The organism is Algoriphagus litoralis (assembly GCF_003259255.1).
Lineage (GTDB): Bacteria > Bacteroidota > Bacteroidia > Cytophagales > Cyclobacteriaceae > Algoriphagus > Algoriphagus litoralis.
In genome coordinates, this window is sequence record NZ_QGOL01000009.1 from 1 (window position 1) to 21,920 (window position 21,920).

General features: G+C 43.9%; 17 protein-coding genes. 14 read left to right on the top strand and 3 right to left on the bottom strand.

From position 1 onward, the window contains the following. Positions 1-548 precede the first annotated feature (548 nt). Positions 549-1,457 carry a pirin family protein gene (locus DK188_RS11500; protein WP_111670975.1) on the bottom strand — a complete coding sequence of 303 codons (909 nt, stop codon included), beginning with the start codon at positions 1,455-1,457 and terminating at the stop codon, positions 549-551. A gap of 600 nt (positions 1,458-2,057) precedes the next feature. Here DK188_RS11500 and DK188_RS11505 point away from each other — a divergent pair. Further along, a complete protein-coding gene (locus tag DK188_RS11505; RefSeq protein ID WP_111670976.1) occupies positions 2,058-4,505 on the top strand; it encodes an ABC transporter permease in 2,448 nt (815 codons plus the stop codon). Positions 4,506-5,013: 508 nt separating this feature from the next. Here the strand turns inward: DK188_RS11505 and smc are convergent. Further along, on the bottom strand, positions 5,014-8,553 hold the full coding sequence (gene smc, locus DK188_RS11510; RefSeq protein WP_111670977.1) for a chromosome segregation protein SMC: 3,540 nt from the start codon (positions 8,551-8,553) through the stop codon (positions 5,014-5,016). Positions 8,554-9,196: 643 nt separating this feature from the next. Between smc and DK188_RS11520 the strand changes: the two genes are divergently transcribed. The 7 genes from DK188_RS11520 (at position 9,197) to DK188_RS11550 (ending at position 15,280) form a co-directional block, all read left to right on the top strand. Next, the gene (locus DK188_RS11520) at positions 9,197-9,568 is read left to right on the top strand and encodes an endonuclease domain-containing protein (RefSeq protein ID WP_111670979.1); all 372 of its coding nucleotides are present in this window, start codon (positions 9,197-9,199) and stop codon (positions 9,566-9,568) included. A 646-nt stretch (positions 9,569-10,214) separates the two neighbouring features. Then, positions 10,215-10,754, top strand: a complete 540-nt coding sequence (locus DK188_RS11525; RefSeq protein WP_111670980.1) for a hypothetical protein — start codon at positions 10,215-10,217, stop codon at positions 10,752-10,754. Between the two features lie 226 nt (positions 10,755-10,980). Further along, positions 10,981-11,475 carry a ubiquinol-cytochrome c reductase iron-sulfur subunit gene (locus DK188_RS11530; RefSeq protein ID WP_111670981.1) on the top strand — a complete coding sequence of 165 codons (495 nt, stop codon included), beginning with the start codon at positions 10,981-10,983 and terminating at the stop codon, positions 11,473-11,475. Next, positions 11,472-12,020, top strand: coding sequence for a YceI family protein (locus DK188_RS11535; RefSeq protein ID WP_111670982.1), 549 nt, complete (start codon positions 11,472-11,474; stop codon positions 12,018-12,020). Before DK188_RS11530 ends, DK188_RS11535 begins: the two co-directional genes overlap by 4 nt. Positions 12,021-12,122: 102 nt before the next feature. Then, positions 12,123-12,995, top strand: coding sequence for a DUF5777 family beta-barrel protein (locus tag DK188_RS11540; protein WP_111670983.1), 873 nt, complete (start codon positions 12,123-12,125; stop codon positions 12,993-12,995). 492 nt (positions 12,996-13,487) lie between these two features. Continuing rightward, positions 13,488-14,057, top strand: coding sequence for a TlpA family protein disulfide reductase (locus tag DK188_RS11545; RefSeq protein ID WP_111670984.1), 570 nt, complete (start codon positions 13,488-13,490; stop codon positions 14,055-14,057). Beyond that, positions 14,054-15,280 carry a hypothetical protein gene (locus tag DK188_RS11550; protein WP_111670985.1) on the top strand — a complete coding sequence of 409 codons (1,227 nt, stop codon included), beginning with the start codon at positions 14,054-14,056 and terminating at the stop codon, positions 15,278-15,280. Before DK188_RS11545 ends, DK188_RS11550 begins: the two co-directional genes overlap by 4 nt. Positions 15,281-15,284: 4 nt before the next feature. Here the strand turns inward: DK188_RS11550 and DK188_RS11555 are convergent, their stop codons facing one another. Then, positions 15,285-16,859, bottom strand: a complete 1,575-nt coding sequence (locus DK188_RS11555) for a hypothetical protein (protein ID WP_111670986.1) — start codon at positions 16,857-16,859, stop codon at positions 15,285-15,287. A gap of 225 nt (positions 16,860-17,084) precedes the next feature. Here DK188_RS11555 and DK188_RS11560 point away from each other — a divergent pair, with 225 nt between their 5' ends. From DK188_RS11560 to DK188_RS11585, 6 genes are all read left to right on the top strand, one after another. Further along, on the top strand, positions 17,085-17,447 hold the full coding sequence (locus DK188_RS11560) for a VOC family protein (protein WP_111670987.1): 363 nt from the start codon (positions 17,085-17,087) through the stop codon (positions 17,445-17,447). Positions 17,448-17,654: 207 nt separating this feature from the next. After that, a complete protein-coding gene (locus tag DK188_RS11565; RefSeq protein WP_111670988.1) occupies positions 17,655-18,653 on the top strand; it encodes a quinone oxidoreductase family protein in 999 nt (332 codons plus the stop codon). Between the two features lie 4 nt (positions 18,654-18,657). Further along, a complete protein-coding gene (locus DK188_RS11570; protein WP_111670989.1) occupies positions 18,658-19,254 on the top strand; it encodes a hypothetical protein in 597 nt (198 codons plus the stop codon). Between the two features lie 28 nt (positions 19,255-19,282). Continuing rightward, a complete protein-coding gene (locus tag DK188_RS11575; RefSeq protein WP_232825719.1) occupies positions 19,283-20,098 on the top strand; it encodes an RNA polymerase sigma factor in 816 nt (271 codons plus the stop codon). Between the two features lie 101 nt (positions 20,099-20,199). Continuing rightward, on the top strand, positions 20,200-20,592 hold the full coding sequence (locus tag DK188_RS11580; protein ID WP_111670991.1) for a DUF1398 domain-containing protein: 393 nt from the start codon (positions 20,200-20,202) through the stop codon (positions 20,590-20,592). 118 nt (positions 20,593-20,710) lie between these two features. Further along, positions 20,711-21,598, top strand: a complete 888-nt coding sequence (locus DK188_RS11585; RefSeq protein ID WP_111670992.1) for a sugar phosphate isomerase/epimerase family protein — start codon at positions 20,711-20,713, stop codon at positions 21,596-21,598. Positions 21,599-21,920: the final 322 nt, after the last annotated feature.

Genomic DNA, 21,920 nt, shown 5'->3' on the forward strand with positions numbered 1-21,920 from the left:
CATAAATTTCCTCCATGCGAGATTCTCCCGAAGAAAAATCGGGACAGGCTATCTGACCATTAAAAATCAAAGTATAAACAGATGAAACCCCGGGCTACCGATCCGGAGAACTTGCCTGCAGAAGGCAGGCCTACGGAATTCTCTGTCGCGGTTTGTATCACATAGAAACTCAAGGTCATTCCTCCGAAACTCCTATTTATACTTCCATTGCGCAGGTACCTACATCCGCTTTCAAACAAACTTATTGTCTCAGCGCTTACTCCCGTATTCGCTTTTTACCCCGGGGGGCGTCGCGTCTCCTTACCCCTGGGTTATTGAAAAGTTTGACCAACTCTGGGTCATTTGGAAATACCATTAGCCTCCGCAGATTGGCATTAACATCTGAACCTTGAACCCTGTACAATTCAAAAACTTGTGGTCAGCATGCCTGCGCTGAGCCTGTCGAAGTGTCGAACCATAAAACCCCGGGCTATTCACGGTTGGATCTTTCCGAAACCGCTTTGCTCATCGGGACTTTTGCTTCAGAGTCCTTTAAATGGCAGAGTATTTCAGGAAAGTGCACCAGGCGGGGGCCCTCCGGCAGGCTTGGACTTATCTTCCGGTAAGGGTACAAATTCCTGATTGTCGCTGGGTGGTAATAGAATACGGCCCTGCTTCCAGTCTTCTTTTGCCTGTTCAATTCGCTCTTTTCGGCTGGAAACAAAGTTCCACCAGATATACCGTTCTCCTAGATGCTCGCCGCCTAGCATCATAAGGGTGGTTTTTTCTTTTGCCAAAATCAATGGATCCACTCCTTTGGTAAAAACGAGTAGTTTACCGGCTGGATAAGTTACACCATTTACTTCCACACTCCCTTTAACAATATAGACTCCCCGTTCGCTATGTCCGGTGGGAATTCCGAATCTCGCTTGAGCTTGAAGTTCTACATGCAAATAAAAGAGGGGAGAACTTGTCTTGACTTTGCTGTTTACGCCATACGCATCACCCGCGATCAGACGCATCCACACCCCTGTGTCTGTAAAAACGGGTAATTCTTCTGCCGTATAATTTTTGAATGAAGGATCTGATTCCTCGTCTTTTTCGGGAAGGGCTACCCAGGTTTGAATCATTTCCAATCCTCCCGCGAATAGCACTGCTGGATCTTCAAATCGCTCACTATGCGATATACCTTTACCTGCTGTCATCCAATTCACCTCACCGGGCTGGATTAATTGCTCCACACCAAGGCTGTCCCTATGCATGACATTTCCCTCCAAAAGATAGCTTACGGTGGAAAGACCAATATGCGGATGGGGCAATACATCCAGATTAGTTGTCGCAGGGACGCTTACCGGACCTCGATGATCCATAAAAATAAACGGGCCCACCATTCTTCTCAATTGGAAAGGAAGGATCCGCTTTACGGAAAATCCAGGGCTGATTACTGCCTGCCTGGTTTCAATTACAATATCTAGCATGGTTAAATTTCGCTTTGCTTAATTTACAATTTGATTATCCGCAATTATGCCAATTGAATCAAATGGCCTCGACTTCGCTCGGCCTCCGGGTTCAGATTTATCAAATGCGGGGAGGAAAATGCGGCGAAGCCGCATTTTCCTCCCCGCCCAACCTTACTATATAGGACGGTCACCGAGCGAAGTCGAGGTGAACAATAGAAAATTTGACTACTGGCTAGAAAGCGGATATTCATAATTTACAATTTGTGAATTCATTTAATTTATTTTCCAATTGTTTTAGGCGATTTACCCAATCCAAGGGAACTCAATTTACAGATTCTATTCTCAAGCAATGAATCACCCGAAGACTTGCTCAGATTGATTGTTGACTTTTGATATTTAAAAATGGGAATTGTTTATGTTTTCAATTTCTCAGAATCTTCAACGCGGATTCTTGACCGATGACGGACATTTTTGTTCGGTGATTCAGTGTTCAAATCCCACAGACTGCCCATTTTAAGCGGATTTTACCCAGATTCTATGGCATTATAATAGATTCCTAAATGCAAAAACCAAGATCAATCCAAAATAATCTCGACCCAATTAAGATCACACCTACCGATGTGGAATAACAATTTTAAAATCGCTTGGCGAACTCTCAAACAAGATTTCACCTATTCCGGAATCAATATTTTGGGCCTTTCTTTAGGATTAGCAGCTTGTTTGCTGGTGGGCACGGTCGTGCTGGATGAACTTTCCTACGATGGGTTTTGGTCCAAAAAGGATCACCTTTACCGAATCCTGACTGTCGAGACCTCGGAAGGAGTGGAAGGTAAAACGGAAGTTTCTTATGTGAATTTGGGAGCAATGCTTCGTGATAATTTCCCTGAAGTAGAGGCTGCGGGCAGAGTCACCAAGTACAAATCCAATTTCAGGTTGGAAGAAAATTCTTCAGAAACTATACAGATGAACCTGATCTCTGCCGATACCAGTGTTTGGGACATGCTTGATTTTACCATCCTCCAAGGCACTCCAAACCGCTATAATGCAGGAATTGGGAACTTGGTGATTTCAGAGGAATTTAGCAATGCCCATTTTAAAGAAGAATCTCCTGTTGGAAAAATAATTTTCAGTGTTTCTCCCTATGAGGAGAAGGCAAGACCGTTTTTGATTACAGGAGTCATCAAAAACATCCCATCCAATACCTACCTCAGAGCAGATGGAATCCATGTATCCTTACCCTCAACCAGAGAATTGAGCCGGGAGGGTTGGGGTTTTTATGATGAACAGCTTCTCTTAATAAACCCTGATTCAGACATCGCCTCGTTTAAAGAAAAAGCCAATGAATGGTATTTCGATTTTGTCACTGATGCCTCTGAGGATGTAAAAAAATTCCTTCCTACATTCGAATTCCAGCCTATTGAGGAGATCTACCTCAACTCTGAATTTTCTAACCAATCTGTAAAGGGAAGTAAGACAAATGTGTATGTTTTTTCAGGAGTTTCCTTGCTTCTACTGGTCATTGCTTGCATAAATTATATTAATCTGAGCGCTGCAAGGGCTATAAGGCGGGTCAGGGAAACAGGGGTAAGAAAAGTGCTGGGAGCGGGGAGAAGGCAACTGATTTACCAATTTCTCTGTGAGAGTATTTTGTTTTTTGCTATCGCGGCGATTTTGGCTTCCTCGATTTATGCTTTGAGCCTTATTCAACTAGAGCAATATCTAGGTCATCGAATTTCGATCAATTTGCTTAGCAGTTGGGTTTATTTTTTGGCTTTCGTTGCCGGTGTAATACTCATCAGTATAGTAGCAGGTTTGTATCCGGCATTTATGATTTCAGGTTTTGGGATAAACAATGCCTTGAAAAACCGATTTGGAAGCGGATCACATAGCACCGCCTCCGGTTTGCGAAAAGCACTGGTCACAGCCCAATTTGTATTTGCCCTGCTGGTTTTGATTGGGACAGTTACGGTTTGGAGACAGATGCAGTTTATAGGTCAAATGGATCTTGGATATGATCCTACCCGGGTTTTGAGTGTCTCATTTTTTTCTTCCGATGGAAAGGTAGAATCTCTGAAGCATGAAATCAGCCGATTGGCTGGAGTGGAATCAGTCAGTATCAGTGGATGGGTGCCTACCCAAGGATCCGCATCCATGACCAAACAAATTCCAAATCCCAATAATCCCGAGCAGATGATTCCGGTGCACTTTATTTTGAGTGACATAGGTCTTCCGGGAGTATTAGGATTCAATCTGGAAAAAGGCAGGTTTTTCGATGAACGAGAAGACAAAGCCAACTTTGACATTGCTTCAGAAATAAATCCTGAGCTAAAGGAAGAGGAAGAACAGGTAAAAATACCATCCTCAGTGGTGTTGACAGCCAGTACTGCAAAATTGCTTGGAATCGAAGAATTGAATGAATTTCATCCTCAATTGGAAGCCATTCCGATTGGTATCATTTCTGATTTTCACAGCATTTCACTTCGGGATCCCATCAAACCCACCGTTTTGATGGCTACCAATGAGCATAGCTATGCTTCACTGCTTATCAAAGTGAAAAGTGAACAGGAGGCAGGGGTCCTTAATGACCTGACCAAACTTTGGACTAAGTTTTATCCTGCAAAGCCAATTGAATTTACCTGGGTGGATGATTTGGTTCAAGACCAATATCAACGTGAACAGACCCAGTCCATGCTTCTTACCTTTTTCGGGGCTTTGATGCTTATCTTGGCAGGAATGGGTGTGTTTGGTCTGGTAGTGCATGCCACCGAGCAACGCATAAAAGAAATCGGTCTTCGAAGAGTCCTAGGTGCTTCCCAAGGAAGTATTCTGAAGTTGTTTTCTGTGGATTATCTAAGATTGGTAGGTTTTGCATTGCTCTTTAGCGCTCCGCTTGCCTGGTATGGGATGAACCAATGGTTGGAAGAGTTTGCCTATCACATTGAGTTGGAATGGTGGATGTTTATCGCTGCTGGTTTACTGGCTGCTGTGACTGCCTTACTGACTGTAGGAAGCAGGGTATTGTGGACCACAGGAATTAATCCGGCAAATTCCCTTCGTTCGGAGTGATAGTTTAAATATTCCTTGTCTTTCATTAAGCCGGGTTTCCTGGAACTATGACATTTATACTCTTTATTTATAGAACAATTTTGTTTTCTATAAATAAAGAATTGGGCTAAAGCCCCACGACTAATATCCTAATTTAATAAGAATGGGCTAAAGCCGCATTCCAAATCAATGAAATTCCAATCGGAAATTATTTGAATTGCCTCCTGCTTTTATTGAATAATTTGGGCTGAAGCCCGGAGAGGGAGAGATTGCTAATTTTAGGAATGGCCCAAAGGCGCATTCTATTCAAGAGAAATTCTATTGAAAAGGGAAAATTGAATTGAGGCTGTCTCATAACTGCTGTTTGTCACATTGAGCGTAGTCGAAATGCGGCTGTATTCACTGCAAATGGCCTTCGACTTCGAGACTCTCGTCTCTCAGATGCTCAGGCTGACACAATCAGGCCTTTTGAGACAACCTCAATTAGATGCAGATATGATTCCTGGGCTTTAGCCCAAACTTTATCAAATCAAGCCAACTCCCTCAAATCCACCGGCACAACTCTTGATACTCCTGCCTCAATCATGGTAATGCCATAGATGATATCCGTGCTGGCCATGGTGCGCTTGTTGTGTGTCACGATGATAAACTGGCTCTCGGTGCTGAACTTCTGGATGATCTGGTTAAACTTGTCGATGTTTGCATCGTCCAGCGGGGCGTCCACTTCGTCGAAGATACAGAAAGGGGCCGGCTTCAGTAGGTAGATCGAGAAAAGTAGGGAAGTGGCCGTCAGGGTCTTTTCCCCACCTGAAAGTTGATTGATAGTCAATGGACGCTTACCCTTGGGTTTTGCCATGATCTCAATAGCAGATTCCAAAGGATTACTTGGATCCACGAGGGTCAGGTCGCAGTCGTCCTGCTCGGTAAAGAGAGAGCGGAAGACTTTCACGAAATTTTCCTTGATTTTGGCAAAGGCATCCAAGAACGTATCCTTCGCAACTTGGTCGATCTCTGAAATCGTACTCAGTAGGCTTTCCTTGGCCTGAATCAGGTCTTTCTTCTGTGTGGTGATAAAGTCATAGCGCACCTTGATCTCGTCGTAGGCTTCCATCGCCATGGGGTTGATTGGGCCGATCTTCTCGAGTCGCTCCTTTTGCTTGCGGACCAGTTCCCGCAGTTCCTCTTCCGCAAAATCAAGGAATTCTGCATCCAATGCTGGATTTTCCTCCATCAGCGCATCTAGGTCCAACTCAAACTCAACACTCAGTCGCTCTTTCATTCCGCTCATCTTGAGCTTGATCTCGTTGATGGCATTTTGAAGCTCTTGCAGGAGTACATCGAATCCTTCCTTGGACTTTTGCAGGCTGCGGATTTTGGTATCTGTCTCGTCGATCAGTCCTCGGGAGCCGTAGTAGTCCTTTTCTGCCTCGGTGACTCCCTGCTCGATGCTTTCCTTTTCGGAATACAGCTCGATCAGTTCATCGTCTTTGACCTCATTGTTTTCCAAGAGGCTTTTGATCTCTGCATCCAAGGTGGCGAGTTCGGCCTGTGATTTCTCGATTCGCTCTTTGGAACTGTCGAAGGCATTCTGCTTGAATTCGATCTCCTGCTCCAGACTGCTAACCCGATTCACCTGCTGGATAAACGTAATATTTTCCTGATTGAAGCTTTGGGACTTTTCCGCTAGGGTTTTGTTCTCAAGCTCCACTTCTTCATTGACCAGTGCCAATTCTTCGGTGAGGGTTGCAAACACGGCCTTTTGCTCACTGAGTTGGGGTAGGATCTCGGCGAGACTTTCCTCCAAACCTGCGATTCGCTCTAAAATATCTTCCCGCTTGTGGCTGTTGGAAGAGAGAAGCTCGGCTAGCTGTTCCTTTTTGGTACGGATGGAAACATAGGCTGAATTCAGCTCATTGATGCGGTTTTGGCTTTCTTCGAGAGTCTTTTTGTGGCTGACTTCCTTCAGTTTAAGCAGATCGCTGAGTTTTTGATCCAAGTTGGCCCGGGTGGCGGATACCTTTTTGCTCAGGTCTTTGATTTCCCGATCCAGCTTTTCCAGATTTTTTGCCCGGCCGATTCGTTTTCCTTCGAAAAGACCCACGGAGCCACCAGAAAGGGAGAATTTACGCTTGGTGTATTTACCACTTTCCGATAGGAACACACAATCCGGATCCTGAGGAAAGTCCTTGTAATCACCCTGCACGAGGTAGACATTGTCCAGAATAAAATTGATCAGTCGGCTATACTTGACGTCAAATTCGATGATCTCAGTGGCGGCGATGGCATTGGCGAAAAGCTTGCTCTGTCCCGCCTTAAACCGCTCAAAATGCTCCAATACAAAGAAATTGGCTTTGCCTCGGGCCGCATCGCTGAGCAGTTTGATCGCCGCAATGGCCTGATCCTCGGTATCGACTACATAATAGTTCATGTAGGATTCGAGGTAATTTTCGATGGTCACTCTGTACTTTTCGTCCGTCGTGAGCAGATCGGAAAGCAGGGGAATGTCCTTGCCCCAGGAAGGGTTTTTCTTCAGGAATTTGATTGCTTCCGGAAAGCCCTCCAGGTTTTCAACCAACGACTTGGTGAGGTTGTATTCGTTGGTTTTGGAGTCGAGCTTGCGGGAGGAAGTGGTGAGTTCTTCCCGGATCATTTCGATTACGCGATTGGTCTCCTCGATCTTCTGATCCTGGTCTTCCTGTTTAGCTTTGAGTTGGGAAAAAGCGCCAGTAGCCTCGTCGAGTTCGGCCTTGAGCTCCACCATTTTATCCTCAAACTCCACCAAGCTGGCCTCCTGAGAGGAATCATCGGAAGAAGTGCGCTCAAGTTCCTGCTTCAGGGTAGAGAGTTGGATTTGCTTGATTTCGACTTCTTTGCTGAGTTGATACACCCGCTCTTTTAGGCTTTCGAATTTGAGGTTTTGTTCCTTTTGGAGCTGTTGTTTTTCAGAGGCAATCAGCTTCTGGGTATCGTATTGCTCCCGAAGTTCGGAGACGATGTGTTCCTTTTCGGCGAGGATTTTCTCTGCAGATTCTTTTTCCTGATGCAGGGAACGGATGGAGAATCCAGCACGGTCATTAGACTTGCGATCCGTGTCGATTTGCTCGCGCAAAGCTTGGGATCTATCCTCAAGGAAGCGCATCCGCTCGTTTTTGATTTTCTTCTCCGACTCAAAAGCCCTGATTTTATTCACGTGCTCGTTGAGTGTTTTTTGCCGGGAGGCAAGAAGCTTTTCTTTTTGGATCAGGTCAGTTTTGAGCTGCGCCAATAGGGCTTCCTGATCGGCGATCTGGGATTGGATTTGCAGCTTTCTGTCAGACTCAGACTGGATTTTTGAATTGGCCTCGATCAGCTTGTTGGCATATTGCTCAATGCTTTTCTTGGCCATATTGATGCTGGCCACGCGGTAGTCTGCCTTGATTTCAAAGTATTTGGCAGCCTGCTTGGCCTGTTTTTCCAGGCTTTTTAGGTTTTTGTCAATCTCAAAAAGCAAGTCCTCCACACGAGCCAAATCGGCATCAGTGTCTTCGAGTTTGCGGAGAGTTTCCCGCTTTCTATTCTTGAATTTGGAGATACCAGCGGCTTCCTCAAAGAGTTCGCGTCGGGAGTTGTTTTTATCATTGAGCAACTCGTCGATCATCTTGAGTTCGATGATGGCGTAAGAGTTGGAGTTGATCCCCGTGTCCATGAAGAGGTTGGAGATGTCCTTCAGGCGGCAGGTGACTCCGTTGATTTGGTATTCGCTCTCACCGGTGCGGTAGTAGCGCCGGGTGATGGTGACGTGGGTGTATTCGGTAGGGAGGAGGTTTTTGGTGTTTTCAAAAGTCAGGGAAACCTCCGCCATGTTGGTGGGTTTACGGTTTTTGGTTCCGTTGAAGATGACGTTTTCCATCTTGTCGGAGCGGAGCATCCGGGATTTTTGCTCGCCGAGCACCCAGCGGATGGCATCGACGACATTGGACTTTCCGCAACCATTCGGCCCAACGACACCGGTGATTCCCTTGTCGAAGTGGATGACCATTTTATCCCCAAAACTCTTAAAGCCCTTGATCTCCAGTTTACTGAGCAGCATGCGATTTTTATCTCCTTGTAAAAGGAACAAAATACGTCCAAAGCGGGGAATTGGCAAATTATTGTGTGAAGTACGATGTATAAATCCCCCTAACCCCCTTTGGAAAAGGGGGAGTTTCCTCCAGAGGATCTTTGAGGTAAGAAGAGTTGAGTTTGGCAATCAATGAAATAGGCTTGAGTCTCTGGAATTTTGATTTGAGGAACTTGCGACGCGACTCCCCCTTGTAAAGGGGGCAGGGGGATTTTTATTTTGAAATCTCCCCTAACCAATCCCCCTAACCCCCTTTTGGAAAAGGGGGAGTTTCCTCCAGAGGATCTTTGAGGTAAGAAGAGTTGAGTTTGGCTATCAATGAAATAGGCTTGAGTCTCTGGAATTATGATTTGAGGAACTTGCGACGCGACTCCCCCTTGTAAAGGGGGCAGGGGGGATTTTTATTTTGAAATCTCCCCTAACCAATCCCCCTAACCCCCTTTTGGAAAAGGGGGAGTTGGCTACAGAGGACCTTTGAGGTAAGAAGAGTTGAGTTTGGCAATCAATGAAATAGGCTTGAGTCTCTGGAATTATGATTTGAGGAACTTGCGACGCGACTCCCCCTTGTAAAGGGGGCAGGGGGGATTTTTTTAAAAATTCATTAAATTCAACCATGTACTTTTTACTATATAATCGGTCTTTAAAAGAATTTTCTAGGGATCTAAGAGGGCACTCTACTTTATCCGAAATTCTTCTTTGGCAAAAATTAAGAGCAAGTCAATTTCGAGGCTGTGCTTTCAATAGACAAAAGCCTTTGGGGAATTACATTGTGGATTTTTATTGTAAAAAGTTAAATCTGGTGATTGAAATTGACGGGGATTCGCATTTTGATTACCAATCGATGGTAGAAGATGAGCAAAGGCAAAAAATATTAGAAGGTATGGGATTACATTTTTTAAGATTTAATGATGTAGATGTAAAGAAAAACATGCCTTGGGTTCTTTCCGAAATAGGGTATTTTATTGATGAATTTGAGACTTTATAAACTGCTGGATATTCAGGATTTTAATTTTTTGGTGAATTTATAAAATCCCCCTTACCCCCTTTAGAAAAGGGGGAGTTTGCCTAAAGAGGACTTTTTAGGGTTTGTTTTGTTGATTTTGGCGTTTGGTAATAAAACCTAAGTCATTTGATAGTGGGAAGGGGGATTTATAATTGAAAACATCCTAACCAATCCCCCTAACCCCCTTTGGAAAAGGGGGAGTTTCCTCCAGAGGTTCTTTAGGCTTTGTTTCTTTTAGTTTGGTTTTTAGTAAAGCAGTCTGCGATTCTGAAAGTGGAAATTGAGGAGCCAGTGACGCGACTCCCCCTTGTAAAGGGGGCAGGGGGATTTATAATTGAAAACATCCTAACCAATCCCCCTTACCCCCTTTAGAACAGGGGGAGTTTCCTCCAGAGGTTCTTTAGGCTTTGTTTCTTTTAGTTTGGTTTTTAGTAAAGCAGTCTGCGATTCTGAAAGTGGAAATTGAGGAGCCAGTGACGCGACTCCCCCTTGTAAAGGGGGCAGGGGGATTTATAATTGAAAACATCCTAACCAATCCCCCTAACCCCCTTTGGAAAAGGGGGAGTTTCCTCCAGAGGACCTTTGACCCCAACTTCCTATCTTCAATTTTTTCATTTAACTTGAGGGCATGGATTTGGGAAATATTGTTTACATCGTGGCCGTATTGGCTTATTTCATTTATCAGGCGACACGAAAGAAAAAGGGTCAGGAAATGACGGATTCTGATGATGCTCCCGAAGCACCTCAAAAAGGAATGACCTTTGAAGACCTGATGCGGGAAATCCGCCAAGCACAGAATCCCACTGCCGAGAAACCTGAACCTGTTCGTCCGAAACCTGAAGTTCAGGAACCGGTCAGACCCCAACCGTACCGCAACCAGCCTGTTCCTTCGCATATTCCCCAAGCTCAGAAGGCTTCCAGAAAACCCCTTCCAGTCGAAGACGATGAGGAAATTCAGTATTATGAGGGGACGTATGAGGCTTCAAAAAAATCTCCCTACGAAAACTACAAGGAGGAACAAACCGCTCCAATGCTTTCTTCCATCAAGATGGATTATGATTCCTTACAGGAAAAGAAAATCAACCCCTACGCTCAACTTTTGAAAAATCCAAAAACCCTTAGGGAAGCTATCATTGTCAGTGAAATACTGAAGCCAAAGCACTTTTAATCCTTATCGCCAACTTCCTAGCTGTGATTACTTAGGTGTACTAACCTTAAAATTGGTCTTTTTCTCTGCTACTTGATGTCCATAAATGCGATCAGATGGACTTTGCTTTTGCTGATCCTAGTAATTAAGCAGGACCCAAGCAAATTTATTTTTCCCCAAATCCAAAACCATTTCATCCACAATGGATTAATTGTTCGTATCTGACCAACGAATAATCTATCTATCCATGGGCAATCTACTTAGTACCAAATCTGGAAGCTTGACAGATTCCAGAAGAAAATTTCTCGAAAAGACTGGAGCCTCTATCGTTTTGGCTACGTTTGGAGCGGCCTTTTTTACCTCCTGTTCCTCGACTGATGATGCTGACCCTACGAATCCAAATCCCCCGGGCGGTTCAAGTTCAGGAATTACCATTTCGGGAAACTCCATATCAATCAACCTATCTATCCAAAGTGCCTTAAATACCTCAGGCAATTGGCTGCTCATCGAAAATGCCCGAACCTTAGTCGCAAATGTAAACGGTTCATTTGTGGCATTGACCTCTGTATGTACGCATTCAGGCTGTGATCGAAACTGGACTTTTGGAAACAACCGCTTTACCTGTACTTGTCATGGTTCTGTTTTTGACCCTAGAGGACAGGTGTTACAAGGACCAGCTACAGCGCCCTTGACACAGTTTGGAACTCAGGTATCAGGAACGACACTGGTGGTGACCCGATGAGAAGGTTTCTGATCCTAATTGTCTTTTTTTTCCATACAGAGGCATTTAGTCAAGAGTATCTGACCAAAGATGGGGAGGTGGTCTTCTTGTCCAAGGCACCACTCAATGAATTTGAAGGCAGGTCAAATTCACTGAATGGACTCGTGAATTTGGAAAGTAACCTGCTTGATTTTTTTGTCGATTTGAATACCCTGAAAACCGGTATAGGGCTTCGGGATCGGCACATGCGTGAAAATTATCTGGAAACAGATCAATTCCCCTTTGCGGAATTTACAGGTAAAATGTCCCCAATGCCCACCTTGGTTTTGGGATCAAAAACGGCTGTGAATGCTCAGGGAAAATTCAAAATTCATGGAGTTGAGCGTGAAATTGAAGTTACCGGCTTTTTGACTCTGCTTCAAAATGGAAAAGTAGAACTCCATGCGAGCTTTGAAGTCCTGCTTTCTGACTATGAAATTCCTTTGCCCAAGTTGGTTTTCTATGAATTGGCAGAGGCTCAAACCGTGACCATCCAGGCAATCCTAAGCCAGAAAAAATTCCCTTGAGAAAGGATCTCAGCCCTGGAAATGAATAGCCAAGGCATTCTCCCAAATCAGGTCTATGGAAAGGCTAGAGGAGAGCTGAAAAATAAATAATAAACACTTGATATGAAGAAGGTAATCCTGTTGCTAGTGGTGCTGTTTGCTGTTGTGATTCGTAGTGAGGCTCAGTTGGAGCGGAAACTGGAAAATGAAAACCAGCCCGTCGATTTGATTTTCCATGCACCCAGACATATTAATTTGCTGACCGTGGAGCATCTAGAGAAAAAGACCATGCATTTTGCCATCATGCACACCTTTGGAACCTTGGATGGAGGGATTGAGAATTTATTTGGATTGGACAATGGGGCCAATATTCAATTCAGCTTTGAATTTGGACTGAGTGATAAGATTTCCTTGGGTGCTTCCAGATCCAGCCGGGATAAGTTTTACAATATCTATGGCCGTTACCTGATTTTGGAGCAAACACAAAATAACAGCGTTCCTTTGTCTTTGAGTTTTGCAGCAGGAGGAGGGATTATTAGCAATCCTTATTCTTTTCTTCCGCAGAATGAGCGTCCTCAATTCACCGATCGTTTGGCTTATTTTGGACAAGTGATGCTTGCAAGGAAATTCTCCAAGAAAATCAGTGTTCAACTTAGCCCGATGTTGGCTTATTTCACCAATCCTCTGGATATCTACCAGATCGAGGGTTCCCAAAATTTTTATTTGGGTCTTGGATTTAGTGGAAAGTACAAGGTCACCGATCGTTCTTCGCTTACCTTACAATACATCCCAAATCTCAATTCTGATCTCCAAAGTAATTTCGGAATCGGTTGGGATGTAGAAGCAGGAGGTCATGTGTTTCAGATGTATTTTGTCACCTCGCAGGCACTCAATGAGCAATATCTACTTGCTGGAGGCAATGGGGTTCCGGGAGAAGAGTTCCGATTGGGATTCAATGTCAATCGAATTTTTGCGCTAGGCCAGAAAAAGAAATAAGTTTTTTTAGTTCTGATTTATTCAAAATAAACCCGAAGAGTTATCCGGATTTTCCATTTTCTCAGTAAAAATCCTTTTTGAGGTTTTATGGAGTCTGATTTTCCGTAATCATGGCAGTTAACAAATTTTAGATTATCACTCAAACAGCTCCGAAGGAGCCAAACCATTCATGCCTGTCCACCATGGTGGAACCCTGTACGAAGTGCAGGGTAGTCATTGAAAATCCCCTTCTTTTGAGCCCTGAAAGGGTGAAACTTCAACGTGTCACCCTTTCAGGGCTCCTTTACTAATATTGACTTTGCCCACGGCTACACCGGGGGTTCCGCCTCGGCGGACAGATATGAATTGTTACGATCCTTCGGATCTTAGGCTACCAAACATTGACCTTCATATCTACTAATTAAATTTACCTAGTGTTGACATTGCTGATATTCATAATATGGAAAGTACCAAATCAATTTACATGAGGCTTATCTTTATCCCTCAATAAAAATGCATCTGTCTCCGGACTTCGTTCAGCTTTTCCCAATGCGCCTGTTAAAAATTTCCTATCAATTTGTGTTGTTTTCGGTTCCATTAGCCTGTTTTTTGTCCGCTTGCCAAAGCAAAACTGAGGAGCTAAAGACGATAGAATCTCCAGAAAATCAGCGTTTAGCTCCACAGGTTGAATTCCCTGTCTTTCAAAAAATCAATGGGGAATTACTGGATGATACTTCTGCTAAAAACTGGAAAGTTCTCCATTTTTGGGCGACCTGGTGCAAGCCTTGTCTGGCTGAATTTCCTGAATTAAAAGAAGCTTTGCCAAGACTGGAAAATGACAGCACCGAGATTCTTATCGCCTCAGATGAAAGCTTGGAGCAAATCCAAAAATTTCAGGAAAAACATCAAACTGGACTGGAATTGCTCAGATTGGAGACTGGAGACATTTCGGATTTTGGAATCTATGCGCTTCCTACCACAATCGTCCTTGATCCCGAAGGCAGGGAAGTATTTCGAAAAGTAGGCCAAGTGGATTGGAGCGTTGTCAGCAGTATTCCCCAACTTATCGCATCAAAACCATGAATCGGATTACCTCAATCTTTATTTCAGTGATTTTAATTGGAGTGAGTGCTTGTAGTTCCCCACAAGATGCTGCGATGGACCTGCGGGAAATTCCGTTTCCGGGTGAAGCAAATTCATCTCTCCCTGTACTTTCATCGGATGGGGACAGTTTGGTTTTTTCTTGGGTGAGTCGAGTAAACGACAGCTTAGCCACATTTTCTTATGCCTTTCTGGATGGAGATCGCTGGACTGAACCAAAGGTCATCAGCAGTGGTACGGACTGGTTTGTAAACTGGGCAGACTTCCCTGCGATCGTTCAAAACAAGGGAAACCTGCTTAGTCATCTTCTCCAAAAATCCTCCGGGGCAACATTCTCTTATGACGTCAAACTCAATGTACTTCCCAAAGGATCATCAAACTGGAAAACGGGACTTCCACTTCATGTAGATTCTACCTTTACTGAGCATGGTTTCGTCTCCTCATTTGGGTATACCGATAGCAGTTATTTTGTTTCATGGTTAGATGGTCGCGAGACCGGTGAAGGAGGACATGATCATGCTGGGCATTCTGGAGCGATGAGCATCCGGGCTGCGGAAGTTGCGCTGGATGGACGAGTACTATGGGATGAACTTTTGGATGCCAAGACCTGCGACTGTTGCCAGACGACTAGTGCCCTGACTGCTCAAGGTCCTGTGGTCATCTACCGAAATAGATCCGATCGGGAGATTCGGGACATTGCCATCACTCGGCTGGTGAATGGCAAATGGACCGAACCTGACATCATCCATGCCGATGGCTGGGAGATCGCCGGCTGCCCGGTAAATGGTCCAAAAGCGGCTGCGCTTGGAAATACGCTTTTGGTAGCTTGGTTTACAGCACCGAAGGAAGTTCCAGAAGTGAAGTTTGCCTTCTCGACGGACTCAGGCGCTTCATTTGGACAGCCCGTGACATTGGAAGGGAATGGAGTGATCGGACGGGTGGATGTGGCACTTTTGGATGAGGGAGCTGGGGTAGTCTCTTGGATGGAGACGATAGCTGACACGACATACCTACAGGCAGCACGGATAGATTTGGATGGTAAAATGGGTTCGCCAAAAAGAATAGCCAGGATGGATCCAGGTAGAAAAAGCGGTTTCCCGCAACTAGAGCTTTATAAGGATAAGCTCTTTTTTGCCTGGACAGAGGTCGATGACAAGGGGAGCACAGTCCGAACGGCAGTCTTGCCTTCAGCGGCATTTTATTAATTCACTATTCCGTCAGATATCTTCGAATCCACACCTTACCCTGACGCTCTTCGCTGATCAGGGTTTGCTCCTGTAGCCAAAGCTCCAAAGCATCTACATCCACTTGCTCCTTGGGATAGGCATGTTGGTAATAGTCATAGAGCAGCACTGTGACTTTTTTTGGAGAAATAGACTTGAGGGAATCCAGTTTTTCGATTGGGAAAAGTAAGTTTTGTGCTGGTTTGTTTTCTGGCAACAGAACTTCCTTGCTGAAATCGATGAAATTGTTGGTAAGGATTATTGTATCCGTAGACTCAATTGAAGTTTCGCTGGTCAATGTTTCCATCAATTGATCATATTCCTTGATATTCTTTTGGTAGTTGACGGCGAGGAAGGCAGGGATTAGAAGAAGAACAGCGGTAACCCAAATAAATTTTTTACCCTGCAGTGTAATCAGTATACCAAGGAAGGCTGCCTGAAAGCCTGCTATTTTCCAATCTTGCTGAAAGATACTGATGCCTACTCCCAGCAGAATCAGCCCATTCATCCAAAGTTTCAGTTTGTTGTTTTTGGTCCATTCTTCCCAGCCTAAAGCGATCAAAAAGGCTAAAGTTGGAATTAAAATAATCAGGTGTCGAGGATTCAGATACAGAGGATTATAAAATCTGAAATTAGTACTCATAACCCAAAACAGGGTAAGTAAACTGACAAGTGAAAGGGCAAATTCCAGTCCCGGACTTTCCGGTTTTTTCCAAACCTTTACCAAGCCCGGAATGGAAAAAACAATCCAAATCCAGTAGGATCGCTCCACAAAAGTGATGATGGGAAGAATGGTCAATCGCTTCAGCATGATCCATCCACTCTTGTCAGCATAAGTGAATTCGGAGATGTAATGCCCATCCTGAATGGACTCAAATCGATAAAAGGGACTTCCAAATTTGATCCAGAAATAACCCAAATAAAGAGCTCCAAAAACTATCCCCAATCCCAGCAAGGCAGAATAGAAGGGTAGATTTTGCTTGCCCTTTTTCCAGTCAAAGAAAAAAAGTAATATAGGTAATGGTGCCAAAAAGACGATGGTTTCTTTGGTCAGAAAGCCGAAAAACAAACCCGAAACAAGCCCCAAAGCGGCAAAGAAGGGCTTTTTTGATCGAAAGACTGCAGCAAAAGGGACAAGCACTGTCCAAAATACCAGTAGCGTATCAGGATAAACCTTGGTCAGAAAGTGAAGAAAATATACCTGAGTGCAAAACCATAGCAGCAAGATCCAAGACTTGGACTTATCGGGGAGTAGGTACATCACTAAGCCCAAAGTCGCCAAATAACTTGCCAGCGAAACCAAGGAAATTAAATGGGGTTTTAGGCCAAAAAGATAGCCAAGCAAACCTGAAGGAACGTAAGCTCCCCAGCGTGTGGAGAAATGATAGGCATTGAATTCCATAGTCCCTTCCCAAAACTTCTTTCCAGCCAACAGATAAAAGACATCATCAGAGAACGTGATGCCGTCGAAGGCAAAATACCAGTAGAGGAGTAGAAAAATTAATCCGGCAACAAATACGGATGGTTTGGATTGCTCCGTGATTTTTTTGAGGAAAGGCATTGTATCAAAAGTACTATAAATTCCTGTTCGCTGGGGTTTTGGTAAAGTCCAAAAGTTTTCAAATCAAAGGATTTGAGTTTTGCCTAGCTGACAAGCGATGAGTCAAAATCATCAAAGAATCTTCTGCTTCGATTTCAAGGGGATGTATTTCTGTCTCCATTTTTATTTAGTTTTAGCGTAAGTAGGATTTTGAAATAATACGCCAATTTCCCCAAAATTTAAATCATGAATTTTACAAGAATCATTCCCAGTGTGTTTTATATCGACATTAGAGATGGCTTAAAGTTTTTTGTAGATTGTCTTCAGTTTGAAATTGAGCATCAGGAGCTTAAGTCATCCAATCCTTACTGTGTTCTTGGGAAGGATGGTATCCGAATTATGCTATTTCAGGATGAGCAATTGGCCAAAGAACACTTTCCGGAATTGAGGATTGAGACCAAAAACATTGACGAAGTCTTTGCAAGTGTTTCGGCTTCACACCCACAATTTTTACATCCAAATCTCAATAAAGTGACCCTTCGCCCTTGGGGTGCTAAAGAGTTTGCCATTGCAGACAATCAGGTCGGAATTAGGTTTATGCAGTGGTAAAAGCTGAAACTTACCCTTTGTAGTGCAGTTGAAAACCTATTTGCATTTTAGGTCAAACTTTGAACAGGAAGGAATCACCCATTCAGTGGTATTCAGCGAAAGCACGCATTTCACACTCCAAAACACCTTCAAAAAACTATTTTTCATTTTTTCATCCGTTTTCCAGTGCTCAGTTGTCAGAGCTGTATAAACCAAAAATCTATACCGATGACAACAACAGCAAAACAGGTAATTTTCGATCAATTCGGCTCACCTGAGGTATTGAAGCTGATCAACACAGCACTTCCTGAGCCTAAGGCCGGGGAAATTATTATTCAAGTAGCAGCGATCGGGGTAAATTACTCCGATACACTTCGCAGGCGAAACAGGTATTTTCAATCCACCCCATTGCCTTTTGTCCTGGGTTCGGAAGTGGTAGGGGAAATTATCAATACCGGACCGGGAGTCTCTGAGCCCTTTTCCATAGGAACCAGAGTTTTGGCTATTCTTCCGTCGGGTGGAGGGTATGCGGACTACGTTTGTGCGATCGCTCAGTTTTGCATTCCCATTCCGGAAGAGATTGATTCTAGAGCGGCCACTGGGATTTTTGTACAAGGTTCCACGGCCCAACTCATGATCTCGCAGGTGGCAAAAGATGTGAAAGGCAAGACCGTCCTCATCACTGCAGCCTCTGGTGGGGTGGGTTCCCTGTTGGTTCAGCTTGCAAAGCTAAACGGAGCCAAAGTAATAGCTGCGAGCAGTTCGGATGAAAAGCTGAAACTTGCCGTGGCCAACGGTGCCGATCTGATTCTTAATTATTCCAAACCAAACTGGAGCGCTGAATTGCGAAATTTTACAAATGGAAAAGGAGTGGACATTGCCTTTGAAACGGTAGGTGGGGATGTCTACAATGAGACCATAAAGTCACTGGCTACAGGAGGACATTTGATTGTCTATGGATGTGCAAGCGGGGTGCAGGGAAGTATTCATCCCGAATATTTTGTGGATGAAAACCTCACCCAATCCGGCTTCAATCTGGCCCATTATATTTCCAATAAAATGCCCATTTGGCAGGAAGCAATGGGACAAGTGATCGGAATGGTGGCAAATGGGGATTTGAAAATCTCCACGAACAAAACTTTTTTACTTGAAGATGCGGCTGTAGCGCATCGGCAAGTGGAAGCCAGAGAAACGACCGGAAAAGTGATTTTAACCCCAAAAGCTTAAAATCATGAAAAGGAATGTTTCAATAGTACTCTTGGCACTGCTTGCTTTGGCAGTAGTATTGTCATTTAAATCAAGGACAGAAAACCTGAAATCGAAGCTGGAAAACCTGACAGGAACCTATGCTGATCCCATGCCCTATCCGTATGGGGAAGCTTGGGGGAAGAGGAAATTTACTTTTGACAAAGGGAAATGGACTCTGGTTTTCACGCTATCCCTTGATCCCGATATGAAACTGAAGGTCTTCGAATTCAGAACCTTCGGCAACTATAAATTGCAAAGGAAATCTGCAATGCTTCCTGATACCTATGAGGCTGTTTTCTATGAAGAAAAGAAGTTTGTCACACTGAAAACTACGGATGAAAATCTAATCCATGCATTTGGTTTTTGCCCTTGTAATCTTAGCCTTGATGTAGAAAAAGACATCTCTTTGAATGGTTGCTCAGCATGGCAATCGGTCAAGCAATGTCCAGGTGATTATGATTTGCTTTCCATGGATAAAGAAGGGAAATTATATTTTGGAGAGCGTCCGGGAGATAATGACATGTGTAGTCCGCAGAGACGTCCGAGTAAATTGAGTCCAGCAGTTGTTAAATTGAACTGATTCACTTGAGATGAATGATGAACAAACTTTGAAAAAAGCGCTGGGTGGAGACATCCGCGCATTTCAGGTGCTTTTCTCCGGATTTCAAAATCAATTGAAATCCTATTTGTACCGTCTTTTGGCCAGCAGAACTGATGCAGAAGACATCACCCATGATACGTTTATTGTAGCTTTTGAAAAGCTGTCCACCTTCAAAGGACAATCTTCGCTGAAGACATGGGTTTTCCAGATTGCCACAAACTTTGCCTACAATCACCTGAAGCGTTCCAAACGATGGACAGCGGATGTAAGCGAGCAGGCCAAAAAACTGGTGCTGGAAAATGATACGCTTAGGTCAGTCATCACTCGGACTTATGAAACTTCAAGTGCTGCCCAATATGATATGAAGGAGCATATTGACACTTGCTTTACCTGTATTTCCAAAAACCTCCCTATCGAAAATCAAATCGCCTTGATACTGAAAGATGTTTATGATTTTTCGGTTACTGAAATAACTCAGATTCTGGACAAAACTGAAGGCGTTGTGAAATATCTGCTCCAGGATGGCAGGAAGACTATGACGGAAATTTTTGACAATCGATGTGCCCTCATTAACAAAAACGGAGTGTGTCATCAATGCTCAGAATTGAATGGTTGGTTTAATCCAAAACAAAATCAACAAGAAGCACTGATGAAACTTGAACTTGTAAAAAAGTCCAAAAAGTACAATAGGGAAGACTTGTATCAGCTGAGGGCAAATCTGGTCAAGGCGATCGATCCGCTTCGGTCCAAAGGTTCAGAGTTGCAGGAAGTGTTACTGACATGCAATCGGATAGCCATGAGCGAGGTACAGATGCCTGGATGAGTTCTAAGCTTTCTATAGTTATTTATAAACGAGTAAATTATAGCCTTGTATCGGTTGTAAGGGTTTAATCTTTTCACTGTTAGTTAAAACTGAATCACTACATGTTTACCATAGAACAAATAGAATCTGCTCACGCCAAAGTCAAAACCGGGACCGAGTTTCCAGCTTATATTCAGGAGATCAAAGGCTTCGGTGTGTTGGGTTTTCAGACTTGGGTCAGAGATAGTCATACGCAGTATTTTGGTGCAAATGAATTTCAAATCCAATCCAAACCGAAGTATAAAGACTTGGAAATAGCAAGTCTTAGCGATCCGGAAAAATTCATCCACTCTCTAAAAATCCATCAAATGGGAGAGACGGATTATTTTACTTTTTGTCAGCATTGTGCCGAGTCTGGAATTGAAAAATGGTCCGTTGACCTCGAAAGGATGACCTGTACCTATTTTGACAAGGCTGGCGTGGAGATTTTGGTGGAAAAAATTCCAGGTTTTTAGGATTTTCCGATAGGAAAGCTGCTAAAATCCGATCTGCAAGCCGTTTCTTCCTCAATCGTTTCCGAAGATTAACGGGGGTTCAGGACAGCCCTCCCGCTTTTTATTGGTATAATTAGCTATGATAGAAATAGCCCTGTCCCGAAGAAGTTTTCTTCAAAAATCGCTAGCAGCAAGTGTTGGATTGTCCACCCTACCTTTTCTTCCTTCCTTCTCAGAACCTCGGCGTGATGGGATGAGGTTTGGTCTCGTTACCTACGAATGGGGCAAGGACTGGGATCTTCCCACTTTGATTGCCAATTGTGAGAAAACAGGTGTTTTGGGTGTGGAATTGAGAACTCAGCATGCACATGGAGTAGAAACCAATCTCAATGCAGCACAGCGCGAAGAGGTGAAAAAGCGCTTTGCCGATAGTCCGGTGAATTGCCTCGGCTATGGCAGCAATTATGAATACCATAGTCCCGATCCAGCCAAGCTCAAGGAGAATATCGAGGGGACCAAAGCATATATCAAACTATGTCATGATATCGGGGCCACAGGCCTAAAAGTAAAGCCAAATGCGATGCCGAAGGACGTCAGCCCCGAAAAGACCATTGCCCAGATTGGCGCTTCATTCAATGAAGTCGGAAAGTATGCTCAGGACTATGGACAACTGATCCGGGTTGAGGTGCACGGAACGACCACTCAGGAGCTTCCCGTGATGAAGCAGATTTTTGATCAGGTGACTGAATCGAATGTCAAAATCTGCTGGAATTGCAATGCTGAAGATCTACTGCCTCCCGGATTGGAAGCCAATTTTCACAGTGTGAAAAAATGGTTTGGAGATACCGTTCACGTTCGGGAATTCAATGTGGGCGATTATCCCTATCCCCAGCTTTTCAAGCTTTTCAAAGAAATGAATTATAGTGGATGGATCCTGCTTGAAGCCCGTACTCAACCTGCTGACCGAATTGCAGCTTTGAAAGAGCAGTTGGAGTTGTTTGAGGGCTTGGTTGTGGGAAGTAAGTAGTGATCAGTGGCAGTATGAAGTCCCAGTAATCAGTCGCTGACATCAATGGTCAATATAAACTGGGTTAACCTGAGGATTCCAACTTCCTGACTTTTTTCAGTCAGGTGCTTAGTCTGATAACCTTGAAGATAATCGAATTTCAAATTTTGAATATCGAATGTTGAGTGTCGAATATCGAAGTGATTTCTAAAAACCGATTAACCTTTAACCTTTAACTCTTAACCTCGAATTTCGAATGTCGAACATCGAATACTGAATAATGAAGTGATTTCAAAAAACCGATTAACCCTTAACTCTGAACCCTGAACCTGAACCCCGAACA

Coding starts and splice junctions, on each gene's coding strand:
- DK188_RS11500 (WP_111670975.1), bottom strand. CDS start 1,457: ATGCTAGATATTGTAATTGAAACCAGGCAGGCAGTAATCAGCCCTGGA.
- DK188_RS11505 (WP_111670976.1), top strand. CDS start 2,058: ATGTGGAATAACAATTTTAAAATCGCTTGGCGAACTCTCAAACAAGAT.
- smc (WP_111670977.1), bottom strand. CDS start 8,553: ATGCTGCTCAGTAAACTGGAGATCAAGGGCTTTAAGAGTTTTGGGGAT.
- DK188_RS11520 (WP_111670979.1), top strand. CDS start 9,197: ATGTACTTTTTACTATATAATCGGTCTTTAAAAGAATTTTCTAGGGAT.
- DK188_RS11525 (WP_111670980.1), top strand. CDS start 10,215: ATGGATTTGGGAAATATTGTTTACATCGTGGCCGTATTGGCTTATTTC.
- DK188_RS11530 (WP_111670981.1), top strand. CDS start 10,981: ATGGGCAATCTACTTAGTACCAAATCTGGAAGCTTGACAGATTCCAGA.
- DK188_RS11535 (WP_111670982.1), top strand. CDS start 11,472: ATGAGAAGGTTTCTGATCCTAATTGTCTTTTTTTTCCATACAGAGGCA.
- DK188_RS11540 (WP_111670983.1), top strand. CDS start 12,123: ATGAAGAAGGTAATCCTGTTGCTAGTGGTGCTGTTTGCTGTTGTGATT.
- DK188_RS11545 (WP_111670984.1), top strand. CDS start 13,488: ATGCATCTGTCTCCGGACTTCGTTCAGCTTTTCCCAATGCGCCTGTTA.
- DK188_RS11550 (WP_111670985.1), top strand. CDS start 14,054: ATGAATCGGATTACCTCAATCTTTATTTCAGTGATTTTAATTGGAGTG.
- DK188_RS11555 (WP_111670986.1), bottom strand. CDS start 16,859: ATGCCTTTCCTCAAAAAAATCACGGAGCAATCCAAACCATCCGTATTT.
- DK188_RS11560 (WP_111670987.1), top strand. CDS start 17,085: ATGAATTTTACAAGAATCATTCCCAGTGTGTTTTATATCGACATTAGA.
- DK188_RS11565 (WP_111670988.1), top strand. CDS start 17,655: ATGACAACAACAGCAAAACAGGTAATTTTCGATCAATTCGGCTCACCT.
- DK188_RS11570 (WP_111670989.1), top strand. CDS start 18,658: ATGAAAAGGAATGTTTCAATAGTACTCTTGGCACTGCTTGCTTTGGCA.
- DK188_RS11580 (WP_111670991.1), top strand. CDS start 20,200: ATGTTTACCATAGAACAAATAGAATCTGCTCACGCCAAAGTCAAAACC.
- DK188_RS11585 (WP_111670992.1), top strand. CDS start 20,711: ATGATAGAAATAGCCCTGTCCCGAAGAAGTTTTCTTCAAAAATCGCTA.